We start from the raw sequence: 21,853 nt of genomic DNA on the forward strand, positions 1-21,853 counted from the left end.
TCACACCCGACGCACGCCACACCTCAGCAAGCGACACCATCACCGCCCACAACAACGGCTGGACCACATCCACCCGATCCAACGACGGCGCACCCCCACACCCCCGCAACACATCCTCAGGCACCCAGTCGATGTGCGGAGCCAGAGCCGCCGCACACTCACCGAACCGCCCCGCGAACACCGGCGAAGAATCCAGCAACCCCACCGCCATACCGGCCCACTGCGAACCCTGACCCGGGAACACGAACACCACGTCCGAAGCGCCGTCCGACGCCACACCCGTGACCACACCAGCCGCCGGCTCACCGTCCTCCAAGGACCGCAGAGCAGTCAGCAGCTCCTCCCTGTCAGCGCCGAGCAGCACAGCCCGATGCCCGAGACCCGCACGCGAAGACGCCAGCGACCACCCGAGATCGGCAACCGAAGCCTCCGAGGAAGCCACGAACTCCCGCAACCGCCCCGCCTGCCCACGCAACCCCGCAGCAGACCGGCCCGAAACCACCCACGGCACCACACCAGAACCGGCCACCACACCGACCAGACCCGGCTCGCCATCCGCGACCGAAGCGGGCCCCGCCACGGGAGCCTGCTCCACAATGACGTGCGCGTTCGTCCCGCCCAGACCGAACGACGACACGCCGGCCACCAGCGATACGTCCGGACGCGGCCAGGGCGAGCGCTCGGACTGAACCTGGAGGTGCCAGTCAGCCAGGGGGATGGCCGGGTTGGGCATGTCGAAGTTGAGGCTGGCGGGGAGCTCCCCCGCTTCCAGGGAGAGCAGGACCTTGAGCAGTCCGACGATGCCCGCGGCGCCCTCCAGGTGGCCGACGTTCGTCTTGATCGAGCCGACCATCAAGGGTGCGTCCGCCGGGCGGGCGGAGCCGAGGACCGCAGCGAGCGCCGCGGCTTCGATGGGGTCGCCGACGGCTGTGCCGGTGCCGTGGAGTTCGACGTACTGGATGTCCTCGGGGCGTACGCCCGCCGCCGTGTACGCGCTGCGGAGTACGTCCTCCTGGGCTTGCCGGCTGGGGGTGGTGAGGCTGTCACCGCCGCCGTTGTTCACGGCGCTGCCGCGCAGCACCCCGTGGATGTGGTCGCCGTCCCGCAGCGCCTGCGCCAGGGGTTTGAGGAGGACGAAGCCGCCGCCCTCGCCGCGTACGTATCCGTTGGCGCGGGAGTCGAAGGTGTAGCAGCGGCCGTCAGGGGAGAGCCCGCCGAACCGGGAGACGCTCAGGGTGCCGTCAAAGCTGAGGTTGAGGTTCACTCCGCCGGCGAGGGCGACCTCGCACTCTCCGGCGCGGAGGCTCTGGCACGCCATGTGGACAGCGACCAGGGAGGACGACTGGCCCGAATCGACGGTGAGGCTCGGGCCGTTCGCGCCGAGGAGGTAGGAGAGCCGGTTGGCGATCATGCTTCGCTGCAGACCGGCGAGAGTGTGGTGCGAGACCGCTTGCGAACTGCGCTGTCGGGTGAGGGTCGCGTAGTCGTCGTTCATCGTGCCGACGAAGACCCCGGCGCGTAAGGCAGCCAGGCGTTGGGGGGTGATGCCGCCGTTCTCCAGCAGCTCCCAGCCGAGTTCGAGCGCGAGGCGCTGCTGGGGGTCCATGGCCGCTGCTTCGCGCGGCGAGATGCCGAAGAAGTCGGCGTCGAACTGATCCACCCGGTCGAGGAATCCACCTCGCTCGGAGACTAACTCCGCATCCTCCGTGGGGCGTTGCTTCCACCGCCCCGGGGGCAGTGGGGTGATGGCATCGACCCCGTCACGTAAGAGTTCCCATAATCGCACCGCCGAGTCGGCTTGCGGCAGGCGGCAGGAGAGCCCGATCACAGCAATCTGATCGCCATCGTCATCGTGCCGTACCGAACAAGCACTCCGTGACAAAGTGAACCCCCGTGAATCATCGAAGTTCGCCGAAGCGGCCGCGAGTAATCTCCGGGCCAGCTCCCGACCCCATCTGCGAATACACAATGACGACCGGTGCTGGTTCCCCGCTGCACAGCACTTATAAAACAGTTGGCAAACGCAAGATCGACCCTGCCATACCCCACAAGACCGAGGCAATGTGATCTAGCCCACGTTTAGCTGGCAACTGAACGTAGATGCATGTCACTTGTTGCCAGGGTCGTGCCCGGCGGACCCCGAAAACCCCGCAGAATCTGCGCCTATTTTCGGCCGCGGCGCACCATGGAAGTGTTGACAGCCGAACCCCGCGCGACGTAGGACTGTCAGGGTTCAGGAAGTCCTTGCACCAGACTCACTCCGGGTACAGCGGGAGTCGACAGCGCCTGACCGCTCCTGCGTGACAGTGCCTGAACGGGCGTTGCCGCAGCCGTCCCGAGTGGATGCATTCATTCACCCACCAGTAACACGCCGGCCACAATCCGCCCCAGGGAACAAGGAGCGACCACCGATGCCGCACGCCCTGCCGGGCAGCGCTGACGTCTTAACCAGGCCGGAGAACCGGTCAGCAGCCAGAATGGCCCGCTCCATGCACGACGCCGACCGGGCCGTCTCCAGCCTGGAAGCTTTTCGCAGATGGTTTGCCGCGTATGTCGAAACTGAAAGTTCAGAGATACACCGCATCCCGTTCACCGAACTGAAAGGCTGGCGTTTCGAGGAGCCACACGGAAACCTCGTGCACGAGAGCGGCAAGTTCTTCTCGGTCCGAGGTCTACGGGTTCGGAACGCCCCGGGTGCGGTGCCCGAATGGGACCAGCCGATCATCCATCAGCCGGAAGTCGGCATACTGGGCATCCTGGTCAAAGAATTCGACGGTGTACCGCATTGCCTGATGCAGGCAAAGATGGAGCCGGGCAACCACAACAGGGTACAGATATCGCCCACGGTACAGGCGACCCGGAGTAACTACACCCGAGTGCACGGCGGTCGGCCGGTGCCATATCTCGACTTCTTCCGGAACGTCTCCCGACACCAGATACTGGCCGATGTGCTCCAGTCGGAGCAGGGATCCTGGTTCTACCGGAAACGCAATCGAAACATCATCGTCGAGACACGTGACGACGTGGAATTGCTGGACGGCTTCTACTGGCTGTCCGTAGGGCAGCTGCACGCCCTGCTCTCCAGCCCCGACCTGGTGAACATGGACTCGCGCACGGTCATGGCCTGTCTCCCGTTCGCCTCCCCCTCTCCCTCCGGCCGGTGGGCCATCGACGGTGCACCGGCCGCGCGCCGGCCGGTGGAGGGCACGAGCATCGGCGCCGCGCTGGCCAGATCGCTCGATCCCGGATACGGCGCACTCCACTCCACCGGCTCCGTCCGCAACTGGTTCACCGGAGCGCGGGCCGGCTTCACGGGCGAAGCGCACCTGATGGATCTCGGCAGCGTCCGCGACTGGCAGCGCTCCGACGACCGCATCTCGCACGACTACGGTGTGTTCTTCGACGTGATGGCCGTGGACGTACAGACCGGCAGCCGCGAGGTCTCCAGCTGGACCCAGCCGATGATCGAGGCGCGCGGCCAGGGCGTCGCCGCCTTCCTGGTGCAGCGGATCGGCGGCGTACTGCACGTCCTGGTCCGGGTCGGCTCCGAACCTGGGTTCGTGGACGCGATCGAGCTGGCCCCCACCGTGCAGTGCACTCCGGAGAACTACGCCGTTCTTCCGGCCGAGGCCGCTCCCCCGTTCCTGGACGAGGTGCTGCACGCCCCGGCCGACGCCGTCCGATTCGACACCGTGCTGTCCGAGGAGGGCGGCCGGTTCTTCCACACACGCAGCCGCTATCTGATCGTCGAGCTCCCCTCGGAGCGCGAGCTGGCGGAGCCGGACGAGTTCCGTTGGCTGGCCGTTCACCAGCTGTCGAGCCTCGTGCAGCACAGCAACTACCTCAACATCCAGGCCAGGACACTGCTCACATGTCTGCACAGCCTGCTGGGGCCGGCCGGAGGAGATCGCACGTGAGTACTTCCCCCTCGCCCGGCCCCGTGCGGGTCGGCGTGCTCGGCGCGTCCTCGATCGCGGCGCGGCGCACCCTGCCCGCGCTGCGCGAGACACCGGACACCACCATCACCGCCATCGCCAGCCGGGAGCAGGCGAAGGCAGAGTCCTTCGCGTCCCGATTCGACTGCGAGGCCGTGCACGGCTACGAGCCACTGCTCGAACGGGACGACATCGAGGCGGTCTACGTGTCCGTCCCCAACGCCCTGCACTCCTCGTGGGTGCGATCCGCGCTCGAAGCGGGCAAGCACGTCCTAGCCGAGAAACCCTTGACCACCTCCGCGGCGGACACCGCCGCGCTGGCCCGGCTCGCACGGGAGCGCGGCCTGGTGCTGCGCGAGAACCTCGCCTTCGTCCACCACGGCTTCCACCGCAGCGTGGCCGACCTGGTCGCGAAAGGGCGGATCGGTCAACTACAGCACGTGGAGGCGGCGTTCTGCTTCCCTCCGCTGCCCCCGCACGACGTCCGCTACCGGCCGGAGCTCGGCGGCGGCGCCCTGCTGGACGCGGGCATCTACCCGGTGCGCCTCGCCCAGTACTTCCTCGGCGACGACCTCACCGTCGCCGGGGCCGTGCTGCGCCACGACCCGGTGTCGGACGTCGATGTCGCGGGAAGCGCGGTGCTCGCGTCGGCCACCGGGCAGATCGCCACGCTCAGCTTCGGCTTCGTCCACGCCTACGGCTCCCGCTACACCCTGTGGGGCAGCGACGCGCGGCTCAGCGTGGACCGTGCCTTCACTCCCCCACCGACCACGGCACCCCTGCTGCGCATCGAGGAGCAGAACCACACCGAGGAGTTCGTCCTGCCCGCCGAGCACCAGTTCGCCAACTCGGTGGCCGCGTTCGCCGCCGCCGTGCGGCAGACCCTCGCCACAGGAGCCGACCGGGACCACGACAACTGGGCCGCCACGACCTTGCGTACCGCCGAACTGCTGGACGACATGAAGAAGTCAGCAATCCGCGTCGTCGCCACGGAAGGCATCTGATGGAGATCGTCGGCAACGGCTTCATCGCCCGCAACCTGGCCACCGTCGGCGAACGCCATCCGCACGCCACGGTGCTCGCCGCCGGTGTCTCCAGCACCAGCGTCCTCGAGGGGGCCGAATTCGACCGCGAGGCAGCCGTGGTGGACGAAGTCACCCGCAGGTGTCGCGCCGACGGTCGCCTCGTGGTGTTCCTGTCCACCGCGTCCCACGCCCTCTACGGCACCGGGGACACGGCGATGGCCGAAGACGTCGAACTGCTGCCGATCTCGCCGTACGGCAGGCAGAAGCTCCGGCTGGAACGCATGGTCGCCGAATCCGGCGCACCCTGGCTCGTCCTGCGGGTGAGCCACGCGATGGGTCGCTGGCAGCGCCCGCACCAGCTGCTCCCCGCGTTCGTACAGCAGGTGCGCAGTGGCAGCGTGCGGCTCTTCCAGGGAGCGCACCGCGACGTGATCGACGCGGCCGACCTGACCCGGGCCGTCGACGGGCTGCTCGAACAGGGCGTGGAGAACGACGTCGTCAACGTCGCCTCCGGCAGGCCGCTGCCCATCCGGACGGTGATCCAAGGCATCGAGGACCGGCTGGGGCTCTCGGCACGGCACGAGATCGTCGACGGGCCCCTGACCATGACCCCCGTGTCGGTCGCGAAGCTCTGCGAACTGCTGCCCGAGATGCGGTCGGTGACCGACGCCGACTACCTCGACCGCGTGCTCGACCGCTACGTACCGTACTACTGAATCACCGCGGCCACCGGTCGGCTCCCCCTCTCACTCGCCCCTTTCGTACGGAGGACTCATGCAGGTCTCACTCCTTGTCACAGGGTCACGGGGTGATGTCCAGCCCTTCATCGCGCTGGGCGCCACCCTGATGTCCCGGGGGCACTCGGTTGTTCTCGCCACCCACGGAGACTTCGAGTCGCTGGTCAGGGAGTCCGGTCTGGACTTCGCCGAACTGCCGGGGAGCCCGCGGGACTTCCTGGCACATCCGGCGCTCACCGAGGCGTTGCAGCAGGGCGCCTCGCTCTTCAAGGCGGCCCGCAAGGTGCCACGCCCGACGCAGGAGCACATCCGGCTGCTGGCATCCCGCGTCGAGGACGTGTGCAAGGGCGCCGACCTGGTGGTCAACAGCGTCCTGAGCCGGATCATGTTCGAGGACAACGGCACGTCGCCCTGGGCGTCGCTCACCTGGTGGCCGCTCAACCCGACGAAGCAGTGGCCGGCCATGATAGCCCCGCAGTCCAGGCTCGGACCGGTCTACAACCGGCTGACGCACCGGATGGCGGGGCTGCTGGACTGGATCTCCATCCGGGGCTACCGCAAGCAGGCGGACATGCCGGCTCTGCCCTTCGGAGCGCCCTACCGCGAGCTGGGCCGCGACGTGCCGCTGCTGTGCCCGGTCACCCGCGAGATGTTCACCGAACCCTCCGACTGGCCGGCGCTGTCGCAGTTCACCGGGTACTGGTTCTGGGACCGCGAATGGACCCCGTCCGCGGAGCTGGTGGACTTCGTGGAGTCGGGGGACGCCCCGGTGTCGCTGTCGTTCGGCAGTATCTGGCCGGTGCACCAGCCGGAGAAGACACTGGAGAAGGTGCTCGGCGTTGTCCGCTCACACGGCCGGCGACTGGTTCTGGTGGGCGGGGGCCCGGACAACGTGCCGGACGACGTGTTTCGTGTCGATGACGTGCACTACCCCTGGCTGTTCCCCCGCTCCTCGGCCATCATCCATCACGGCGGCTGCAACACCACGGGCGAGGCGCTGCGTTCGGGCATTCCCCAAGTGGTCGTGCCGACGTTCGCCGACAGTCCGTTCTGGGCGGCTCAGGTCCACCGGATGGGTGTGTCGCCGGCGCCCGTCCCGTTCTCGAAGTTCACCGCCGAGCGCCTCGACGAGGCACTCGGCAAGGCACTCACCGACCGGGACATGGCAAAACGGGCAGCCGAGGTCGGGGAGGCCGTACGCGCCGAGAAGGGCACCGAAACGGCCGTCGACGTCCTGGAGGACTGGGTGGTGCGGTGGAACGACCGCAGGAAGGCATCCGACTCCGTATGACTGGGACTCAGGCGTGCACCGCGGATCCGATCACCAGGGAGTCGGCACAACCATGACCGAGACGACGGAACGCTCCGGCGGTTCCATCCGACGCTTCCACTCCTCCGAAGCGGACGTCCGTCTCGCATGCTTCCCGCATGCGGGCGGCGCCGCCAGCTACTTCTTCCAGGTCTCGCGGCAGCTGTCGGCGGTGGCCGACGTGCTCGCGGTCCAGTACCCGGGCCGGCAGGAGCGGCGCAAGGAGCCGTTCATCCCCGACGTCACCGAACTGGCCGACGTACTGACGGCGGAACTGCGCCAGTGGGCCGACCGGCCGCTGGCTCTGTTCGGCCACAGCATGGGTGCGCTGGTGGCTTACGAGGTCGCCCGCAGGCTGGAGCAGGAGGGGATCAAGCCTGTCGTCCTCTTCGCCTCCGGGCGCGCCGCGCCCTCGCTCTCCCGTGACGAGGGCGTGCACCTGCGCAGCGACGCGGGGCTGCTCGCCAAGGTACGGGAGCTGGGCGGCACCGCGGGTGCCCTGCTGGAGGACCCGGACGTGGTGGAGATGCTCATGCCCGCCATCCGCAACGACTACCGGGCGGTGGAGACCTACCGCCACACTCCGGGCCCGCCACTGGCCTGCCCGCTGGTGGTGTTCACCGGTGACGCGGACCCGCAGGTCACCGCGGCCGGGGCGCAGGCCTGGGACGCCTTCTCCACCGGCGGCTTCGAGCTGAACACGTACTCCGGCGGCCACTTCTTCCTCGATGCGCACGCCGCTGACGTGCTGGGGAAGATCCGCTCCCGGCTGGAGGGCTGAGCGCCTGCCGTTCGCTTCGTCCTTGCTACGGGAGGACCTCCGGGCACAGCTCCTGGCCCGGCGCCCTGTACCGAGATCCGGGGCCCCGCGGCCATCCGTGCGACCTGGGGTGGCGCCGGGAGTGTGGAGGAAGCCTCGGAGGCGTTCGGATTCTTACGGGCCGAGGACGACGCCCTGATTCGCCGGGGGAACGTTTCGGAAGCCATCTGACCCGTGCTTTTCGGGACTGTACTGGAGCAGTCCAACGCATCAGGACGGGCGGTCCTGCCTGTGCCAGGTGGGACCGCCGTTCGGGGCAGACCCCTACAGCCAACCAGTACGAGGGTCAGCACCGTGCCGGCACATCGTCCCGGACCGCGCGTCGCGGACGACGCGGATACCGACCACCGCCGCGCCCTCGCACCGTCCTTCCGTGGACCCGGATGGTGGCCACGCGCATAGCTGACCCCAGAACTATGTTGCCCCGCCACATGTGCGCTTGACCTGCGGATTCCTACGGTGTGGCGACACACAAACGTCCCCGTCACACCCAGGAAGTGGTGCCGATGTCGTCGCCCGCAACCACCCCACCCGCTCCGAACAACCTCAAGCGCATCGTCGCCGCGAGCCTCGTCGGGACCACGGTCGAGTGGTACGACTTCTTCCTCTACGGCTCCGCTGCCGCACTGGTCTTCAACAAGCTCTTCTTCCCCGAGTCCGACCCGCTCGTCGGCACCCTCCTCTCCTTCCTCACCTACGCGGTGGGCTTCGCCGCGCGCCCCCTGGGCGCTCTGGTGTTCGGCCATTACGGGGACCGGCTCGGGCGCAAGAAGCTGCTGGTGCTGAGCCTGCTGATGATGGGCGGTGCGACCTTCGCGATCGGGCTTCTGCCGACGCACGCCACCGTCGGTTCCGCGGCACCCGTCCTGCTCACCGTCCTGCGCCTGGTCCAGGGCTTCGCCCTCGGCGGCGAGTGGGGCGGCGCCGTGCTGCTCGTCTCGGAGCACGGCGACGCGAAGCGGCGCGGGTTCTGGGCATCATGGCCGCAGACGGGAGCGCCCGCCGGGCAGTTGCTGGCCACCGGGGTGCTGTCCGCGCTCACCGCGCTCATGTCGGAGTCGGCGTTCGAGAGCTGGGGCTGGCGCATACCCTTCCTGCTGTCCGGGGTGCTCGTGATCCTCGGACTGTGGATTCGTCTCTCTGTCGACGAATCGCCTGTTTTCAAGGCGGCCCTCGCCCAGGCCGAGCAGCGCAAGGCCGCCGCCGCGCCCGTCGAGAAGATGCCTCTCGTGGCCGTCCTGCGGGACCACTGGCGGGACGTGCTGGTGGCCATGGGTGCCCGTATGGCCGAGAACATCAGCTATTACGTGATCACCGCGTTCATCCTCGTGTACGCGACGACAGCGGTGGAGCTGAGCAAGCAGACGGCGCTGAACGCCGTACTCATCGCCTCCGCCGTGCACTTCGCCGTGATCCCCCTGTGGGGAGCTCTGTCCGACCGGATCGGGCGCAGGCCCGTCTATCTCATCGGTGCCATCGGCGTCGCCGTGTGGATGTTCCCCTTCTTCGCGCTGATCGACAGCCGTGGCTTCGGGAGCCTGCTGCTCGCCGTGACGGTCGGCCTGGTCTTTCACGGGGCCATGTACGCACCGCAGGCGGCGTTCTTCGCGGAGATGTTCGCGACGCGGATGCGTTACTCGGGCGCCTCGATCGGGGCCCAGTTCTCGTCCGTCGCCGCCGGCGCGCCGGCCCCGCTCATCGCCACCGCGCTGCTCGCCGACTTCGGCAGTTCGACGCCGATCTCCCTGTACGTCATCGCCGCCGCACTGCTCACCGTGCTGGCGATCGTGTGCGCCAAGGAGACCCGCAACCGGGATCTCGCCGAGATCGAGCCGGGAGCCGACAGGCAGGCCGCGGACTCCGCGCCCCTGCCCGCCGACGCCCGGTCCGTCTGAGCGGCCGGCTTCCACCCGGCGGCCCGATCCGGACACGCACGGCCGCCGGACACACGGCGATGACGCCTGGCGGCCCTGGCCCTCCCCCGCGCGGGGAGGGCCAGGGCCGTCAGTCCCTGGCGCTGGGCGCGAACCAGGTGGGGCCGTCCGTGAGGGACTGCTTGATCCGGAACAGCGCGAACTCGCTCAGCGGCGGCAGGGCGTCGACCTCGAACCACGCCACTTCCAGCGACTCGTCGTCGTTCACCCGCGCCTCCCCGCCGGTCGCCCGGCAGCGGAACGTGATGTCGAGGTACTGGCAACGGTCGCCGTTGGCGTACTGAACGGGCTGCAGCGCCTGCGTGAGCACCACCCGTTCCGCCACGCAGCGCACGGCGGTCTCCTCGAACACCTCCCGCTCCGCGGTCAGGGCAGGCTCCTCGCCGGGCTCGGAGATACCGCCGATGACGGACCACTTGCCCGTGTCGGACCGCCTGCCGAGCAGCACCCTTCCCTCGTCGTCGAAGACGACCGCGGTGACACCCGGCAGCAGGAGCAGCTGGTGACCGGCGGTGGCACGGATGGCACGGATGAAGTCGGGAGTCGCCATGGGCCGAGCCTACGTGGCAGCCGGCCCGCCCGGCCGACGGGCTGCCGGTACGTCCCGGAGTGACGGCGTGACGATCTCGTCGGCGATCCACCGTGCGACACCGTCGGGATGTGGCGCCGACAGCCCGAGGACGATGTGCGAGAAGCCGGCGCCGACGGCTTCGCCGACCGCCTTCCGCGTCTCGCCCGGTGCCTCGTAGGAGACGGGCAGATGGATCGATCGGGTGAGGGTTGCCGGATCGCGTCCCACCTCCGCGCAGTAACGGTCCAGCAGGGCGCTGCGCCTGACGACGTCCTCGATGTCGCCGCCGGGGATGTTCCACAGGTCGGCGTGCTCGGCCACCACCCGCAGCGTCGCGGCGGAACGGCCACCGATGAGGATCGGGGGGTGGGGGCGCTGCACGGGCTTGGGGTTCCCGAACGCTCCGGTGAGCCGGTGGTGGACACCGTGGAAGTCGAAGGGCCGCTCCTCGGTCCACAGGCGCCGGATCACGGTGCAGGCTTCGGCGAGGCTCTCCACGGCGTGGGCGGTGTCGTGGAAGGGCAGGCCGTGCGCCTCGTACTCCCGGCGGGCCATCGGATGGCCGGGCCGGGAGCCGACGCCGATGCCGAGGTCGAGCCGGCCGCCGGACACGATGTCGACGGTCGTCGCGATCTTGGCAAGCATCGCCGGGGGCCGGAAGCGGTTGCTGGTCACCATCACACCGAGCCGCATCCGCCGGGTCCGGGCGGCGAGGGCCGAGAGCAGTGTCCAGCCGTCGTAGGCCGATCCCTCCGGGTCGCCGAAGATCGGCATGAGGTGGTCGAACAGCCAGGCGTGCTCGATCTCGGGGACCGTGTCGGCCTCCTGCCAGACACGCAGGAGTTCGCCGTAGCCGACCTGCGACGGCGGGGTCATGATGCCGAAGCTGGGCCGGGGTGGGGTGTGGGGCACGTGTGCTGGTCCTTTCGGATCCGGAGGGGCTGACCGGCCTGCGTCACCCGGGGTTCAGCGCCGCCTCAGTGCCGGGTCGAGCAGCGACGGCGGGGTGTCGAACTTCTCGTGGGCCGCGAGATCGGTCCCGGGAGCGACGATGGCGTCGATCGCGTCCAGTACGTCCGCGCTCAGGACGGTGTCCGCGGCGGCGAGCTGGGAGTGCAGGTGCTCCGTGGTGCGCGGACCGATGATCGCGCTGGTCACGGCGGGGTGCGCGGTCACGAAACCGAGCGCGAGCTGAATCATCGTCAGACCGGACTCGTCGGCCAGCCGGGCCAGTTGCTCGACGGCGTCGAGCCTGGCCCGGTTGGAGGGCAGGGTGAGGTCGAAGCGCTCCGGCAGGATCTTCGAGCGGCTGGTGGTGATCGCGCGGCCCTCGCGAACGGCGCCGGACAGCCAGCCCGAGGCCAGAGGGCTCCAGGCGAGCACGCCGAGCCCGTACTCCTCGGTCACGGGCAGTACGTGGGACTCGATTCCGCGCTGCAGGATCGAGTAGCTGGGCTGCTCGGTGACGTACCGGCCCAGATGGTGTTCGCGTGCGGCCCACTGGGCCTGCACGACGCGGTAGGCGGGGAAGGTCGAGGAGCCGAAGTAGCGGATCTTCCCGGAGCGCTGGAGATCGGTCAGCGCCGAGAGCGTCTCCTCGTCGCTGACGCTCGGGTCCCACCGGTGGATCTGGTAGAGATCGACGTGGTCGACACCGAGACGGCGCAGACTGTTGTCGAGTTCGGTGACCAGCCAGCGGCGCGAGGCCCCCCGGTGGTTGCGCTCCTCCCCCATCGGCATGGTCGCCTTGGTGGCCAGCACGATGTCGTCGCGACGTCCGGCCAGGGCCTTGCCGACCATCTCCTCCGACTCGCCGTCGCCGTACATGTCCGCGGTGTCGATGACGTTGATCCCGGCTTCGAGAGCCGCATCGACGATCGCCGTGGCCTCGTCCTGGGTGGTGCGCCCGATCGCGCCGAAGTTCATCGCGCCGAGCACGAGCGTGCTGACCTGTACGCCGGTGCGGCCCAAGGTGCGGTACTGCATGTCTGTGTTCCTCCGTGACGGTGAAGCGGGAAGGCAGGTCCGACTTGGTCCCGGCCTCCCGCTCTGGCAGGATGAGCAAACGGAACCTCGTTCCGCTAACAATACGGAACAGCGTTCCGCTTCGCAAGACGGCAGGCATGCCCGGACCTCACGGACGGGCAGGACGGACGACGGAGGGCACGACGTGACGAACGACGACGGCGCGGGCACGGGGAGGACGGCTCCGCGCAAGCGGGCCGACGCCCTGCGCAACGAGAGGACGCTGCTCGACGCCGCGGCGGCGGTCTTCGTGACGTCGGGCGTCGAGGCGCCGGTGCGTGACATCGCGGCCAGGGCCGGGGTCGGGGTGGCCACGATCTACCGCCACTTCCCGACGCGCGCGGACCTGATCATCGGGGTGTTCCGGCACCAGGTCGAGGCCTGCGCGGAGGCCGGACCGGCCCTGCTGGAGACGAGTGCGACCCCGCACGCCGCGCTGCGCGGCTGGATCGACCTCTTCGTCGACTTCCTGGTCACCAAGCACGGGCTCGCGTCGGTACTGCAGTCCGACGACGCCGGTTTCGAGACGCTGCACGCCTACTTCATCGACCGGCTCGTCCCCGTGTGCGCGCGGCTGCTCGACGCCGCGGCCGAGGCGGGCGAGGTCCGCTCCGGCCTGACCGCGTACGAGCTCATGCGGGGCGTCGGGAATCTCTGCATCGGCGCGGAGCACGACCCGGACTACGACGCGCGCCGCCTGGCCGGTCTCCTCGTCGCGGGCCTTCGCCAACCCTGACGGCCGGCGGACGGGGGCGGCGGCCACGGCCCGGGGGCGGGGACGGCACAGAGGGCGTCCTCCGAGGCGCCCCGGAGGCGGTGACGCTACTTCCCGGCAGCCTTGCGCGCGCGCACGGAGCGGACCGCCACCCAGCCGAGGCCGGCCACGGCCAGCGCGGCCAGCACGCCTTCCGGCAGGGCCCCGAGCCGGGTGGCGGGCGTGAGCGAGGAACGCAGGGGGACGTCGTCGACGAGGGCGTCCGCGGTGAACATCTTCGTCTTCTCGACGATCGTGCCGTCCGGCCGGATGACCGCGCTGACCCCGCTCGTGACGGGCACGACGACGGCGCGCCCGTGCTCGACCGCCCGCACCTGGCTCATCGCCAGCTGCTGGTAGGTCATCTCGCTGCGGCCGAAGGTCGCGTTGTTGCTCGGTACGGCGATGAACTGGCCGCCGTGGCGGACGGTGTCGCGCACCGCGTCGTCGAACGCGGCCTCGTAGCAGGTGACGAGCCCGACCTTGGTGCCGTCCAGGTCGAAGACCCCGACCCGGCTGCCGGGGCCGAAGTCCCGCTGGACCCGGTCGACGTCCTTGCTGAAGATCCGCACGAAGGACCGCATCGGCATGTACTCGCCGAACGGCTGGATGTGCCGCTTGTCGTAGGTGTCGACGGGGCCGTTCTCCGGGTCCCACTCGATCAGGGTGTTGCGCAGCGGCCCGGTCTCGGGCGTGAGCACGGCGCCGATGACGGTGGGGGCGCCGATGGCCCGCACGGCCCGTTCGATGGCATCGGCCGCGTCGGCGTTGCGGAACGGGTCGAGGTCGGAGGAGTTCTCCGGCCACAGGACGAGATCGGGCCGGCGCTCCTTGCCCGCCGTGACGTCCCGGGCGAGCTGCTCCGTCCGCGCCACGTGGTTGTCCAGGACCGCCCGGCGCTGGGAGTTGAAGTCGAGCCCGAGCCTCGGCACGTTGCCCTGGACAGCGGCGACGGTCGCGGTGCCGTCCTCGGCCGAGTCGTCGACGAGCGGGAGGGCCGCCAGCGCCGCGACGACGGGGGCGGCGACGGTGACGGCCGCCGCGACCACTGCCGCGCGCGGGACGGGGCTTCCGGCGCGCCGACGACGTACCTGCCGGACGGCCTCCAGGAGCCCGAAGCCGCACAGCACGACCGCGAACGAGAGCAGCGGGGTGCCGCCGAGCGCGGCGAGCGGCAGGAAGGCGCTGTCGGCCTGGCCGAAGGCGATCTTGCCCCAGGGGAAGCCGCCGAACGGCACCCGGGCCCGCACCGCTTCGTCCAGCGTCCAGACCGCGGCGGCCCAGACCGGCCAGTACGGAAGCCTGGAGACGGCCGCGATGCCGGCACAGCCCACGGCGATGAAGAGCGCCTCGGCCGTCGCGAGCGCGAGCCACGGGACGGGCCCGACCTCTTCGCCCGTCCAGTGCAGCAGCGGCAGCATGAACCCGAGGCCGGCGAGCAGCCCGAGGCCCAGGGCCGCGCGCAGCCTGCGCGCGCTCAGGACCCAGCCCAGCAGGGCGAAGCCGGGCAGCACCAGCCACCACAGGGGCCGGGGAGGGAAGCTCGCGTAGAGCAGCGCACCGGACAGGACGGCTGCGGCCGGCCGGACGAGCCGCGGCCACAGCTTCGTACTGCGGGGCGCGGGGGCGGACGGCTGGTCGACGGTGGTGATGGTGGCGCTCACCTGGCGGAGTCTACGGTGAGCGGCTGTGCGAGCGGCAGGCACTCCGGCCGGGGGGCCGGAGCGGGGCTCAGGAACCGGAGGAGCCCTGTGCGTTCTCGGCGGGCACGAGGTGCAGCCGGTCACGGATGAAGCGCACAGCCGCCTCCGCGTTGTCCACGGTGACGGTGAAGGTCCTCCCGTCGCCCAGCCGCAGCACCAGCCCTTCGCCCCGGCGCACGACGACGGCGGTGCCCTTCTCGGGGCGCCAGCGGTATCCCCAGCCGCCCCACTGGCGCGGGGTGACCTTGGGGGCGAAGTCCGCGCCCACCACATGGGTGAGCAGGATCCGGCGCCTCGGGAGCCCCGCGTGACCGCAGCGGACCTCGAGGGCGTCACCGTCGACCTTCACGGCCACGTGCACGAAGGCGAGGGTGCCGAAGAGGATGAGGAGTCCGGCCGCGACACAGCCGATGACGGACATGAGGAGCGGGGCGATTCCCGCGCTCCAGGCAGAATCGACAGCCAGTTCGATGCCGAGCGCCAGACAGCCTGCTCCCACAGCGGCCAGCAGCCACTGGAAGCGATTGGTGGCCCGTCCCGTCCAGACCGTGCTCGGGGCCTGGCTCGAACCGTGCCGCGTGTTGCCGGGGTGGTCCGTCATGCCAAGCAGCGTACCCAGGTTCCGCGTGCCGGGGCGGCCGTGCGCGGGCCGTTCAGGACGCCTCGGCGGGTCGGAGCGCGGGGCCGACGGCCTTCAGCAGCAGCCCCTCGGCGTAGGCCAGAGCGGGTTCCGGCACGTCCCCGGCGTGTCCCGCGAGCAGGACGGTGAGGGTGCCGGCCGGTTCGGCCGACGGAGCGGGGGCCGCGCCGATCCGGCGAAGCGCCTGCGCGGCGACGGCTTCGGCGGAGCCGTGCAGCACGAGCGGTGCGAGGCCGGCGGACCGGCCGCCCTCGACGGCGGTACGAATGCGTTCGGCCACCAGTTCGTAGTGGGTGCAGCCCAGCACCACGTCCGTCACCCCGGCCGGGGTGAGCGCGGCGGCGGCGGCCACCGCACGGCCGATCGCCTCGTCGTCCGCGTGCTCGATCGCGTCGGCGAGCCCCGGGCAGGGCACCTCGGTCACGTCCACGTCCCGCGCGAAGTCGTGGATGAGCCCGCGCTGGTAGGGGCTCCCTGTGGTCGCCGGGGTGGCCCAGATGGCGAAGGGGCCGCCGCCCGCCGCGGCCGGCTTGATGGCGGGAACCGTGCCGACGACCGGCAGGGCGGGCTCGAGCTCGGCCCGCAGGGTGGGCAGGGCGTGGACGGACGCGGTGTTGCAGGCGACGATCAGGGCGTCCGGCCGGTGGGCCGCGGCAGCGCGGGCGACGGCGAGCGCGCGGCGGGTGACGTCCTCGGGCGTGCGGGGCCCCCACGGCATGGAGCCGGGGTCCGAGGACAGCACCAGATCGGCGTCGGGCCGCAGCCGGCGTACCGCGGCGGCTGCCGCGAGCAGGCCGATTCCCGAGTCCATGAGTGCGATCTTCACCCGGTCACCATAGTCGACCGCCCTTGCGGCGCCTCCGGAGTGGGGCACACTTCGACGGATGAGCGCCGTTGCCTGGATCGCCGTGGGTTCGCTGGTCGTGTGGGTCTGGCTGCTGCTGGGCCAGGGGTTCTTCTGGCGGACCGACCAGCGGCTGCCCGTGCGCGCCGAGGCCGAACCGAGGCGCTGGCCCTCCGTCGCCGTGATCGTTCCCGCGCGCGACGAGGCCGAGGTCCTGCCGAGGACCCTGCCGTCCCTGCTGGCCCAGGACTATCCGGGGGACGCGGAGATCTTCCTGGTGGACGACTGCAGCGGCGACGGCACAGGGGCCCTCGCCCGCACGCTGGCCGTGCGCTGCGGCGGGCTTCCGCTGACGGTGGTGTCACCCGGTGAGCCCGACCCGGGGTGGACCGGGAAGCTCTGGGCACTGCGGCACGGGATGGCGCTCGCCCGGCGCGGGAAGCCCGAGTTCCTGCTGCTGACCGACGCCGACATCGCCCATGAGCCGGACAGCCTGCGCGAACTCGTCGCCGCCGCGGGGAGCGAGGGCCCGTCCGGATTCGATCTGGTCTCGCAGATGGCCAGGCTCCGGGTGGCGAGCACTTGGGAGCGGCTGATCGTGCCGGCCTTCGTCTATTTCTTCGGCCAGCTCTACCCCTTCCGCCGGGTGAACCGGAAGCACGCGCGCACAGCCGCGGCGGCGGGCGGCTGCGTCCTGCTGCGGGCCGCCGCGGCCGAGCGGGCGCGGATCCCGGAGTCCATCCGGCAGGCGGTCATCGACGACGTGTCGCTGGCCCGTGCGGTGCGCCGTTCCGGGGGCCGGATCTGGCTGGGGCTCGCGGAGCGGGTGGACAGCGTACGGCCGTATCCACGGCTGGCGGACCTGTGGCGCATGGTCTCCCGGAGCGCGTACGCCCAGCTGCGGCACAGCCCTCTGCTGCTGACCGGTACGGTCCTCGGGCTCGGCCTGGTCTACGTCGCGCCGCCCGCCACGCTGGCCGCCGGGCTGCTGACGGGCGACCCGGTGGCGGCCTGGGCCGGCGGAGCGGCCTGGGCGGTGATGGCGGGCACGTACATGCCGATGCTCGGGTACTACCGGCAGTCGCTGTGGCTGGCGCCGTTGCTGCCGTTCACCGCGGTCCTCTACCTCCTGATGACGGTGGACTCCGCCGTGCAGCACTACCGGGGCCTCGGTGCGGCCTGGAAGGGGCGTACGTACGCCCGCCCCGAGGCCGCGCCCGAGCCCTGAGCCCGGCCGCCCGTGAGGGCCGGGCCCAGGAGGAGGTCACTTGCGTCCCGGGGTCCAGTTCATGCCCCACCCGTAGGCGGCGTCGATGGTCCGCTGGGGACTCACCCCGCGCTGCGGCACGAGATAGCGGGCCTCACGCTGCACCGTGAGGTCTCCCCCGTGGCTCGTGATCAGCGCGAGCGCGCACACGGTGGAGGGCACGGTGCACTCGTCGAGGGAGAAGTCGATCGCGGCGCCGTTCTGCGGCTGCAGCGTGACCGTGGCGTGCAGGTCGGCGAAGCTCCGGGCACCCTCGTAGATGGTCACGAAGATCAGTACGCGGCGCAGCCGGTCCTTGTGGTCGAGATTGACCGTGAGGTTCTCCCCCGTGGACAGCGCCCCGGTGCGGTCGTCGCCGTCGAGGTGGATGTACGGCGGCTGCAGCAGCGATCCGAAGGCGTTGCCCAGGGCCTGGACGACCCCCTTGCTGCCGTCGGTGAGTTCGTACAGCGCGCAGAGGTCGAGGTCGAGGTCGCCGTGCACGGCGACGGCCCGGCCGAGCTTCGCCCCCCAGCCCTTGAACTGCTTGCGCACCTCCCAGTTGAGATTGACGCGGAGCGCTCCGGAGGTGCCGCCCTGCTTCGAGAGCGAGACCGACGGGGCCTCCTTCGTGAGCGTGACCTTGGTCAGCCTCACGGCCTGCACGACGGGGGGCTCCGGGGGCGGCACGGGGGCGGCCCGGTGCGCGGCGGCGGGCACTGGAGGCTGCTGGGGTGCGCGTGCGGTCGGGCGCGCCGGCTGCTGAGCCTGTTGCGGCTCGTCGACGGAGATGCCGAAGTCCGTGGCGAGGCCCGCGAGTCCGGTGTCGTAGCCCTGCCCCACCGCCCTGAACTTCCACGCCCCCTGGCGGAGGTAGAGCTCGCCGAGGATGAAGGCGGTCTCGACCGTCGCGTCCGTGCTGTCGAAGCGTGCGATCTCCGTCCCGTTCGCCGCGTCCACGACCCTCACGTGGAGGCCCGTCACCCGTCCGAACGTGCCACCGTCCGCCGAGGCCGCGACGACGACGCGGTCGATCGCCGGCTCCATCCGCGCGAAGTCGACGGCGAGGCTGTCCGTGACGACTCCCCCGGCGGTGCGCTTGCCCTCATGACGCACCGCGCCGGAGCCGTGGACCGGCTGGTTGTAGAAGACGAAGTCCGAGTCGCCGCGGACCTTCCCCGACACGAGGAGGAGCGCCGAGCCGTCCACGTCGGGTGTCCCCGGAGAGGCGCGCCAGCCCAGTTCGACCCGCACGGCCGGAGCCGGCACCGCGACATTGGTTCCCTTTTGCATGGTCATGCTCGCCCCCATCACGAGTCCGGCAGCCCGGAGCGTTTCCCGACAACCTAATCCCCGGCCCACCCGGGAGCCCACAGTCGCGACCCGGCCGTCGCCGGCGATCCGCCGCCGGCCCTGGGTGCGCCCGCTTCTCCGGGGGTCACGACGGCGCTCGGCGCCCCATTTCGCCAAGTTCGCCCGCCACGGGGAACGACTCCGGCGCACGTCGGGCACCGGGAAGCACGACCGTCCGGGCCGCCTCTGCACCGTTCCACCGTCCTGGGGCGGCGGGGGCGGTGAGGTCCTCGTCGGTGAGGGCGCGGATCACTGGGCAGGGTGCTCCCCTCGCGACGGACAACGGGGACTGCTGCGGCTGACGACACCGCCGGATCCGGTCCGTACGGCGCTGTTCAGCGCGGCGGCGGCGAGGACAGCCACCGTCGCACGCGATAGACGGTGGCCGGCACGGGCGTACGTCATTGACCTGCCTCGTCTGGAGTGCGGTGGAAGACATGCCGTCTCCGGCACAACACACCCGCCCGCCCACCTCGCCGAACGACGGGGGCTGCCGAACGCACATCGGCCACGTCCGGCCGGTGTGCCGGCCGGACGTGGCTCCACGATCTCCGGTTCAGGCCTGTCAGGGGCCTCCCCTGTTTCTCATCGTCCCGGGCCACCCCGCCCGGGCGCCGATGAAGCGTCAGGGGTGTTCCGCTGACTACTCCTCGGTGAGCATTCCGGCCCGGAGCTTGGTCAGGATGCGGGCGAGGAGACGTGACACATGCATCTGGGAGAGGCCGAGGTGCTCGCCTATCTGGGACTGGGTCAGTTCCTGGCCGAAGCGCATCTGGACGATGACACGTTCGCGTTCGTCCAGGGTCTCCATCAGCGGGGCCAGGGCATGGAGGTTCTCGACCAGCTCCATGTTGGGATCGACGTCACCCGCGAGCTCGGCGAAGGTCCGGTCCTCCTTCCCCGAAGCGCTCTGCTCGGTGCTGTTCACGGGCAGATCGAGGGAGCCGGCGGTGTATCCGTTCGCCGCGATGAGGCCTTCGATGACCTCATCCTCGTCGATGCGGAGATGGGCGGCCATCTCGGCGACCGTGGGATCCCGGTTCAGATTGGTAGCCAGCTCTTCCTTGGCCTTGGCGAGAGTGACCCGGAGTTCCTGAAGGCGCCGCGGGACGTGGACCGACCAGGTGGTGTCCCGGAAGAAGCGCTTGATCTCGCCGACGATGTAAGGGATCGCGAAGGAGGTGAACTCGACTTCGCGGGAGAGCTCGAAACGGTCGATCGCCTTGATCAGCCCGATGGTGCCGACCTGGATGATGTCTTCCATCTGTCCGTCACCGCGGTTGCGGTAGCGCTTCGCCGCGAACTGGACGAGCGACAGATTCATCTCGATCAGCGTGTTACGCGCGTACTGGTATTCAGCGGTGCCCTCTTCGAGAACCTGGAGCCGGTCGAAGAACACCTTGCCCAGAGCCCGGGCGTCTTTCGGTGCGATCTTCAGCGGATCGTCGATCTGCGGCAGCTCTGTCTCTTCCGCCGGGGGAGCGACCGAAGCGCGTGCGAGTGTCGACATTCAAACTTCCCCTCCACGTGTCTGCTGCCCTGTGTGTCCCCCGTTGGCGATGGGCGCGTACCCCGGTGGAAACGACTCACACGTCCTGCCGCGGAAAATTCGTCGGAAACCGCAGGATCCACAGGTCGAGAGCGGCGCGGCCGGCCTGACGGGCCGACAGATCTCGATCCGGACTTAAGCATTCCGGATTATGGAATCCGGGCACCCACGCGCAGGAGAAATGGTTATGCCGCGGGCCCCTGGTGGTATCTGTTCGCGGCACGGCCCGGAGCGATACGCGAGGAGTCGAAGAAGATGCAGATCGGGTACAAACTGGCCGCCGAGGCTTTCGGACCGGCGGAACTGGTACGCCAGTCGGTGCTGGCGGAAAGGGCTGGTTTCGACTTCGTCGAGATCAGTGACCACTACCACCCGTGGCTGGACAACCAGGGGCATTCGCCTTTCGCCTGGACCGTCCTCGGAGCCATCGCCGCCCGAACCGAGCGGATCGGACTCGCCACCGGCGTGACCTGCCCGACGGTGCGCTACCACCCGGCGATCATCGCGCAGGCCGCCGCCACCCTGTCGCTGCTGTCGGACGGGCGCTTCACGCTCGGTCTGGGTTCGGGCGAACGGCTCAACGAGCACGTCGTGGGCAAGGGGTTCCCGGACACCGTCGACACCCGGCAGGACATGCTCAGGGAGGCCGTCGAGATCATCAGGCTGCTCTGGCAAGGGGGGTACCGGTCCTACGAAGGCAAGCACCTGCGGCTCTCCGACGCGCGTGTCTTCGATCTGCCCGGCACCCCGCCGCCGATCGCCGTGGCCGCCGGGGGCCGTCGGGCAGCGGTACTGGCCGCCGAGCTCGCGGACGGCCTCTTCGCCACGGAGGACCGTCCCGAACTGGTGCGGCACTACCGTGACGCGGGCGGGTCCGGACCTCTCTACGCCGAGGTCCCGATGGCCTGGGCGCCGGACGAGGAGACAGCGGCCCGAGCGGCCCTGGAGACGTCCCGATGGGCACTCACCGGCTGGAAGGTGATGAGCGAGCTGCCGAACCCGGTGAACTTCGAGGCGGCCACCACCACGGTCCGGCTCGAGGACATCACGGCGAAGTTCGCCTGCGGGCCCGACCCCGCCCGCTACGAGCAAGCGGTGCAGCCTTATCTCGACGCGGGCTTCGACCGGCTCGTCATGCAGAACGCGGGACCCGACCCCGACGGATTCATCGACTTCTACAGCCGTGAACTCGACACCCGGCTGCGCGGGCTCGGGCCCCGTCGGCAGAGCTCCTGAACGGGCCGCTCCGGCCCGTGCGTCGTCCCGCGCCCGGACCGCTCCCCCGGGCGGGGCGGTTCCGGTCACCGGGCGGCGCGGCGATCCGGCAGCGCCCCCACCTGCGCCAGGAGGGTCGGTGCGCAGAGGGCCGGTGGCGGCTTGGTCAGCTTTGACCGGCCGATCGGGGGCA

At 70.3% G+C, this 21,853-nt stretch carries 18 protein-coding genes; 9 read left to right on the forward strand and 9 right to left on the reverse strand.

All coding sequences use genetic code 11. The features are described 5' to 3' along the window. The coding region (locus tag ACFY8O_RS27105) for a type I polyketide synthase (protein ID WP_387906707.1) at positions 1–1,828 on the reverse strand (1,828 nt) is incomplete at its 3' end. A gap of 583 nt (positions 1,829–2,411) precedes the next feature. Here ACFY8O_RS27105 and ACFY8O_RS27110 point away from each other — a divergent pair. The 6 genes from ACFY8O_RS27110 (at position 2,412) to ACFY8O_RS27135 (ending at position 9,721) form a co-directional block, all read left to right on the forward strand. Further along, positions 2,412–3,917: an NDP-hexose 2,3-dehydratase family protein gene (locus ACFY8O_RS27110; RefSeq protein ID WP_387906710.1), complete on the forward strand. Its 1,506-nt coding sequence runs from the start codon at positions 2,412–2,414 to the stop codon at positions 3,915–3,917. Further along, a complete protein-coding gene (locus ACFY8O_RS27115) occupies positions 3,914–4,939 on the forward strand; it encodes a Gfo/Idh/MocA family protein (RefSeq protein WP_387906713.1) in 1,026 nt (341 codons plus the stop codon). Before ACFY8O_RS27110 ends, ACFY8O_RS27115 begins: the two co-directional genes overlap by 4 nt. Then, on the forward strand, positions 4,939–5,676 hold the full coding sequence (locus ACFY8O_RS27120) for an NAD-dependent epimerase/dehydratase family protein (RefSeq protein WP_387906716.1): 738 nt from the start codon (positions 4,939–4,941) through the stop codon (positions 5,674–5,676). The genes ACFY8O_RS27115 and ACFY8O_RS27120 overlap by 1 nt, the downstream gene beginning before the upstream one ends. 58 nt (positions 5,677–5,734) lie before the next feature. Continuing rightward, complete coding sequence (locus ACFY8O_RS27125; RefSeq protein WP_387906718.1) at positions 5,735–6,988, forward strand: glycosyltransferase; 1,254 nt, start codon at positions 5,735–5,737, stop codon at positions 6,986–6,988. 52 nt (positions 6,989–7,040) lie between these two features. After that, positions 7,041–7,787: a thioesterase II family protein gene (locus tag ACFY8O_RS27130; protein WP_387906721.1), complete on the forward strand. Its 747-nt coding sequence runs from the start codon at positions 7,041–7,043 to the stop codon at positions 7,785–7,787. A 545-nt stretch (positions 7,788–8,332) separates the two neighbouring features. Further along, positions 8,333–9,721 (forward strand): MFS transporter, encoded by a 1,389-nt coding sequence (locus ACFY8O_RS27135; RefSeq protein ID WP_387906723.1) that lies wholly within the window; start codon positions 8,333–8,335, stop codon positions 9,719–9,721. Positions 9,722–9,830: 109 nt separating this feature from the next. Here ACFY8O_RS27135 and ACFY8O_RS27140 read toward each other — a convergent pair whose 3' ends face one another. Genes ACFY8O_RS27140 through ACFY8O_RS27150 form a run of 3 tightly spaced genes read right to left on the reverse strand, consistent with a single transcriptional unit; the run spans position 9,831 to position 12,317 of the window. After that, entirely contained in the window at positions 9,831–10,310 is a 480-nt protein-coding gene (locus tag ACFY8O_RS27140) for an NUDIX hydrolase (protein WP_145810060.1), read from the reverse strand. A 9-nt stretch (positions 10,311–10,319) separates the two neighbouring features. Then, a complete protein-coding gene (locus tag ACFY8O_RS27145) occupies positions 10,320–11,243 on the reverse strand; it encodes an LLM class flavin-dependent oxidoreductase (RefSeq protein ID WP_387906726.1) in 924 nt (307 codons plus the stop codon). A 54-nt stretch (positions 11,244–11,297) separates the two neighbouring features. After that, positions 11,298–12,317, reverse strand: coding sequence for an aldo/keto reductase (locus ACFY8O_RS27150; RefSeq protein WP_387906729.1), 1,020 nt, complete (start codon positions 12,315–12,317; stop codon positions 11,298–11,300). A 184-nt stretch (positions 12,318–12,501) separates the two neighbouring features. Here ACFY8O_RS27150 and ACFY8O_RS27155 point away from each other — a divergent pair, with 184 nt between their 5' ends. Further along, on the forward strand, positions 12,502–13,092 hold the full coding sequence (locus ACFY8O_RS27155) for a TetR/AcrR family transcriptional regulator (protein ID WP_387906732.1): 591 nt from the start codon (positions 12,502–12,504) through the stop codon (positions 13,090–13,092). 86 nt (positions 13,093–13,178) lie between these two features. On the opposite strand, the gene lnt is transcribed toward ACFY8O_RS27155, so the two are convergent. From lnt to ACFY8O_RS27170, 3 genes are all read right to left on the reverse strand, one after another. Next, positions 13,179–14,774 (reverse strand): apolipoprotein N-acyltransferase, encoded by a 1,596-nt coding sequence (gene lnt / locus ACFY8O_RS27160; RefSeq protein ID WP_387906734.1) that lies wholly within the window; start codon positions 14,772–14,774, stop codon positions 13,179–13,181. A 67-nt stretch (positions 14,775–14,841) separates the two neighbouring features. After that, entirely contained in the window at positions 14,842–15,414 is a 573-nt protein-coding gene (locus ACFY8O_RS27165; protein ID WP_145810067.1) for a hypothetical protein, read from the reverse strand. Positions 15,415–15,466: 52 nt separating this feature from the next. Further along, positions 15,467–16,279: a glutamate racemase gene (locus tag ACFY8O_RS27170; RefSeq protein ID WP_387906737.1), complete on the reverse strand. Its 813-nt coding sequence runs from the start codon at positions 16,277–16,279 to the stop codon at positions 15,467–15,469. 58 nt (positions 16,280–16,337) lie between these two features. On the opposite strand from ACFY8O_RS27170, the gene ACFY8O_RS27175 reads away from it, so the two are divergent. Then, a complete protein-coding gene (locus ACFY8O_RS27175) occupies positions 16,338–17,525 on the forward strand; it encodes a glycosyltransferase (RefSeq protein ID WP_387906740.1) in 1,188 nt (395 codons plus the stop codon). A 36-nt stretch (positions 17,526–17,561) separates the two neighbouring features. On the opposite strand, the gene ACFY8O_RS27180 is transcribed toward ACFY8O_RS27175, so the two are convergent. Both ACFY8O_RS27180 and ACFY8O_RS27185 read right to left on the reverse strand, forming a co-directional pair. Then, positions 17,562–18,854 carry a TerD family protein gene (locus tag ACFY8O_RS27180; RefSeq protein WP_387906743.1) on the reverse strand — a complete coding sequence of 431 codons (1,293 nt, stop codon included), beginning with the start codon at positions 18,852–18,854 and terminating at the stop codon, positions 17,562–17,564. A 685-nt stretch (positions 18,855–19,539) separates the two neighbouring features. Beyond that, positions 19,540–20,406 (reverse strand): SigB/SigF/SigG family RNA polymerase sigma factor, encoded by an 867-nt coding sequence (locus ACFY8O_RS27185; protein ID WP_387906746.1) that lies wholly within the window; start codon positions 20,404–20,406, stop codon positions 19,540–19,542. Positions 20,407–20,700: 294 nt separating this feature from the next. Between ACFY8O_RS27185 and ACFY8O_RS27190 the strand changes: the two genes are divergently transcribed. After that, entirely contained in the window at positions 20,701–21,681 is a 981-nt protein-coding gene (locus ACFY8O_RS27190; RefSeq protein ID WP_387906749.1) for a TIGR03557 family F420-dependent LLM class oxidoreductase, read from the forward strand. Positions 21,682–21,853: the final 172 nt, after the last annotated feature.

Origin of the sequence: Streptomyces argenteolus, assembly GCF_042902585.1 — a bacterium.
Classification (GTDB): domain Bacteria; phylum Actinomycetota; class Actinomycetes; order Streptomycetales; family Streptomycetaceae; genus Streptomyces; species Streptomyces argenteolus.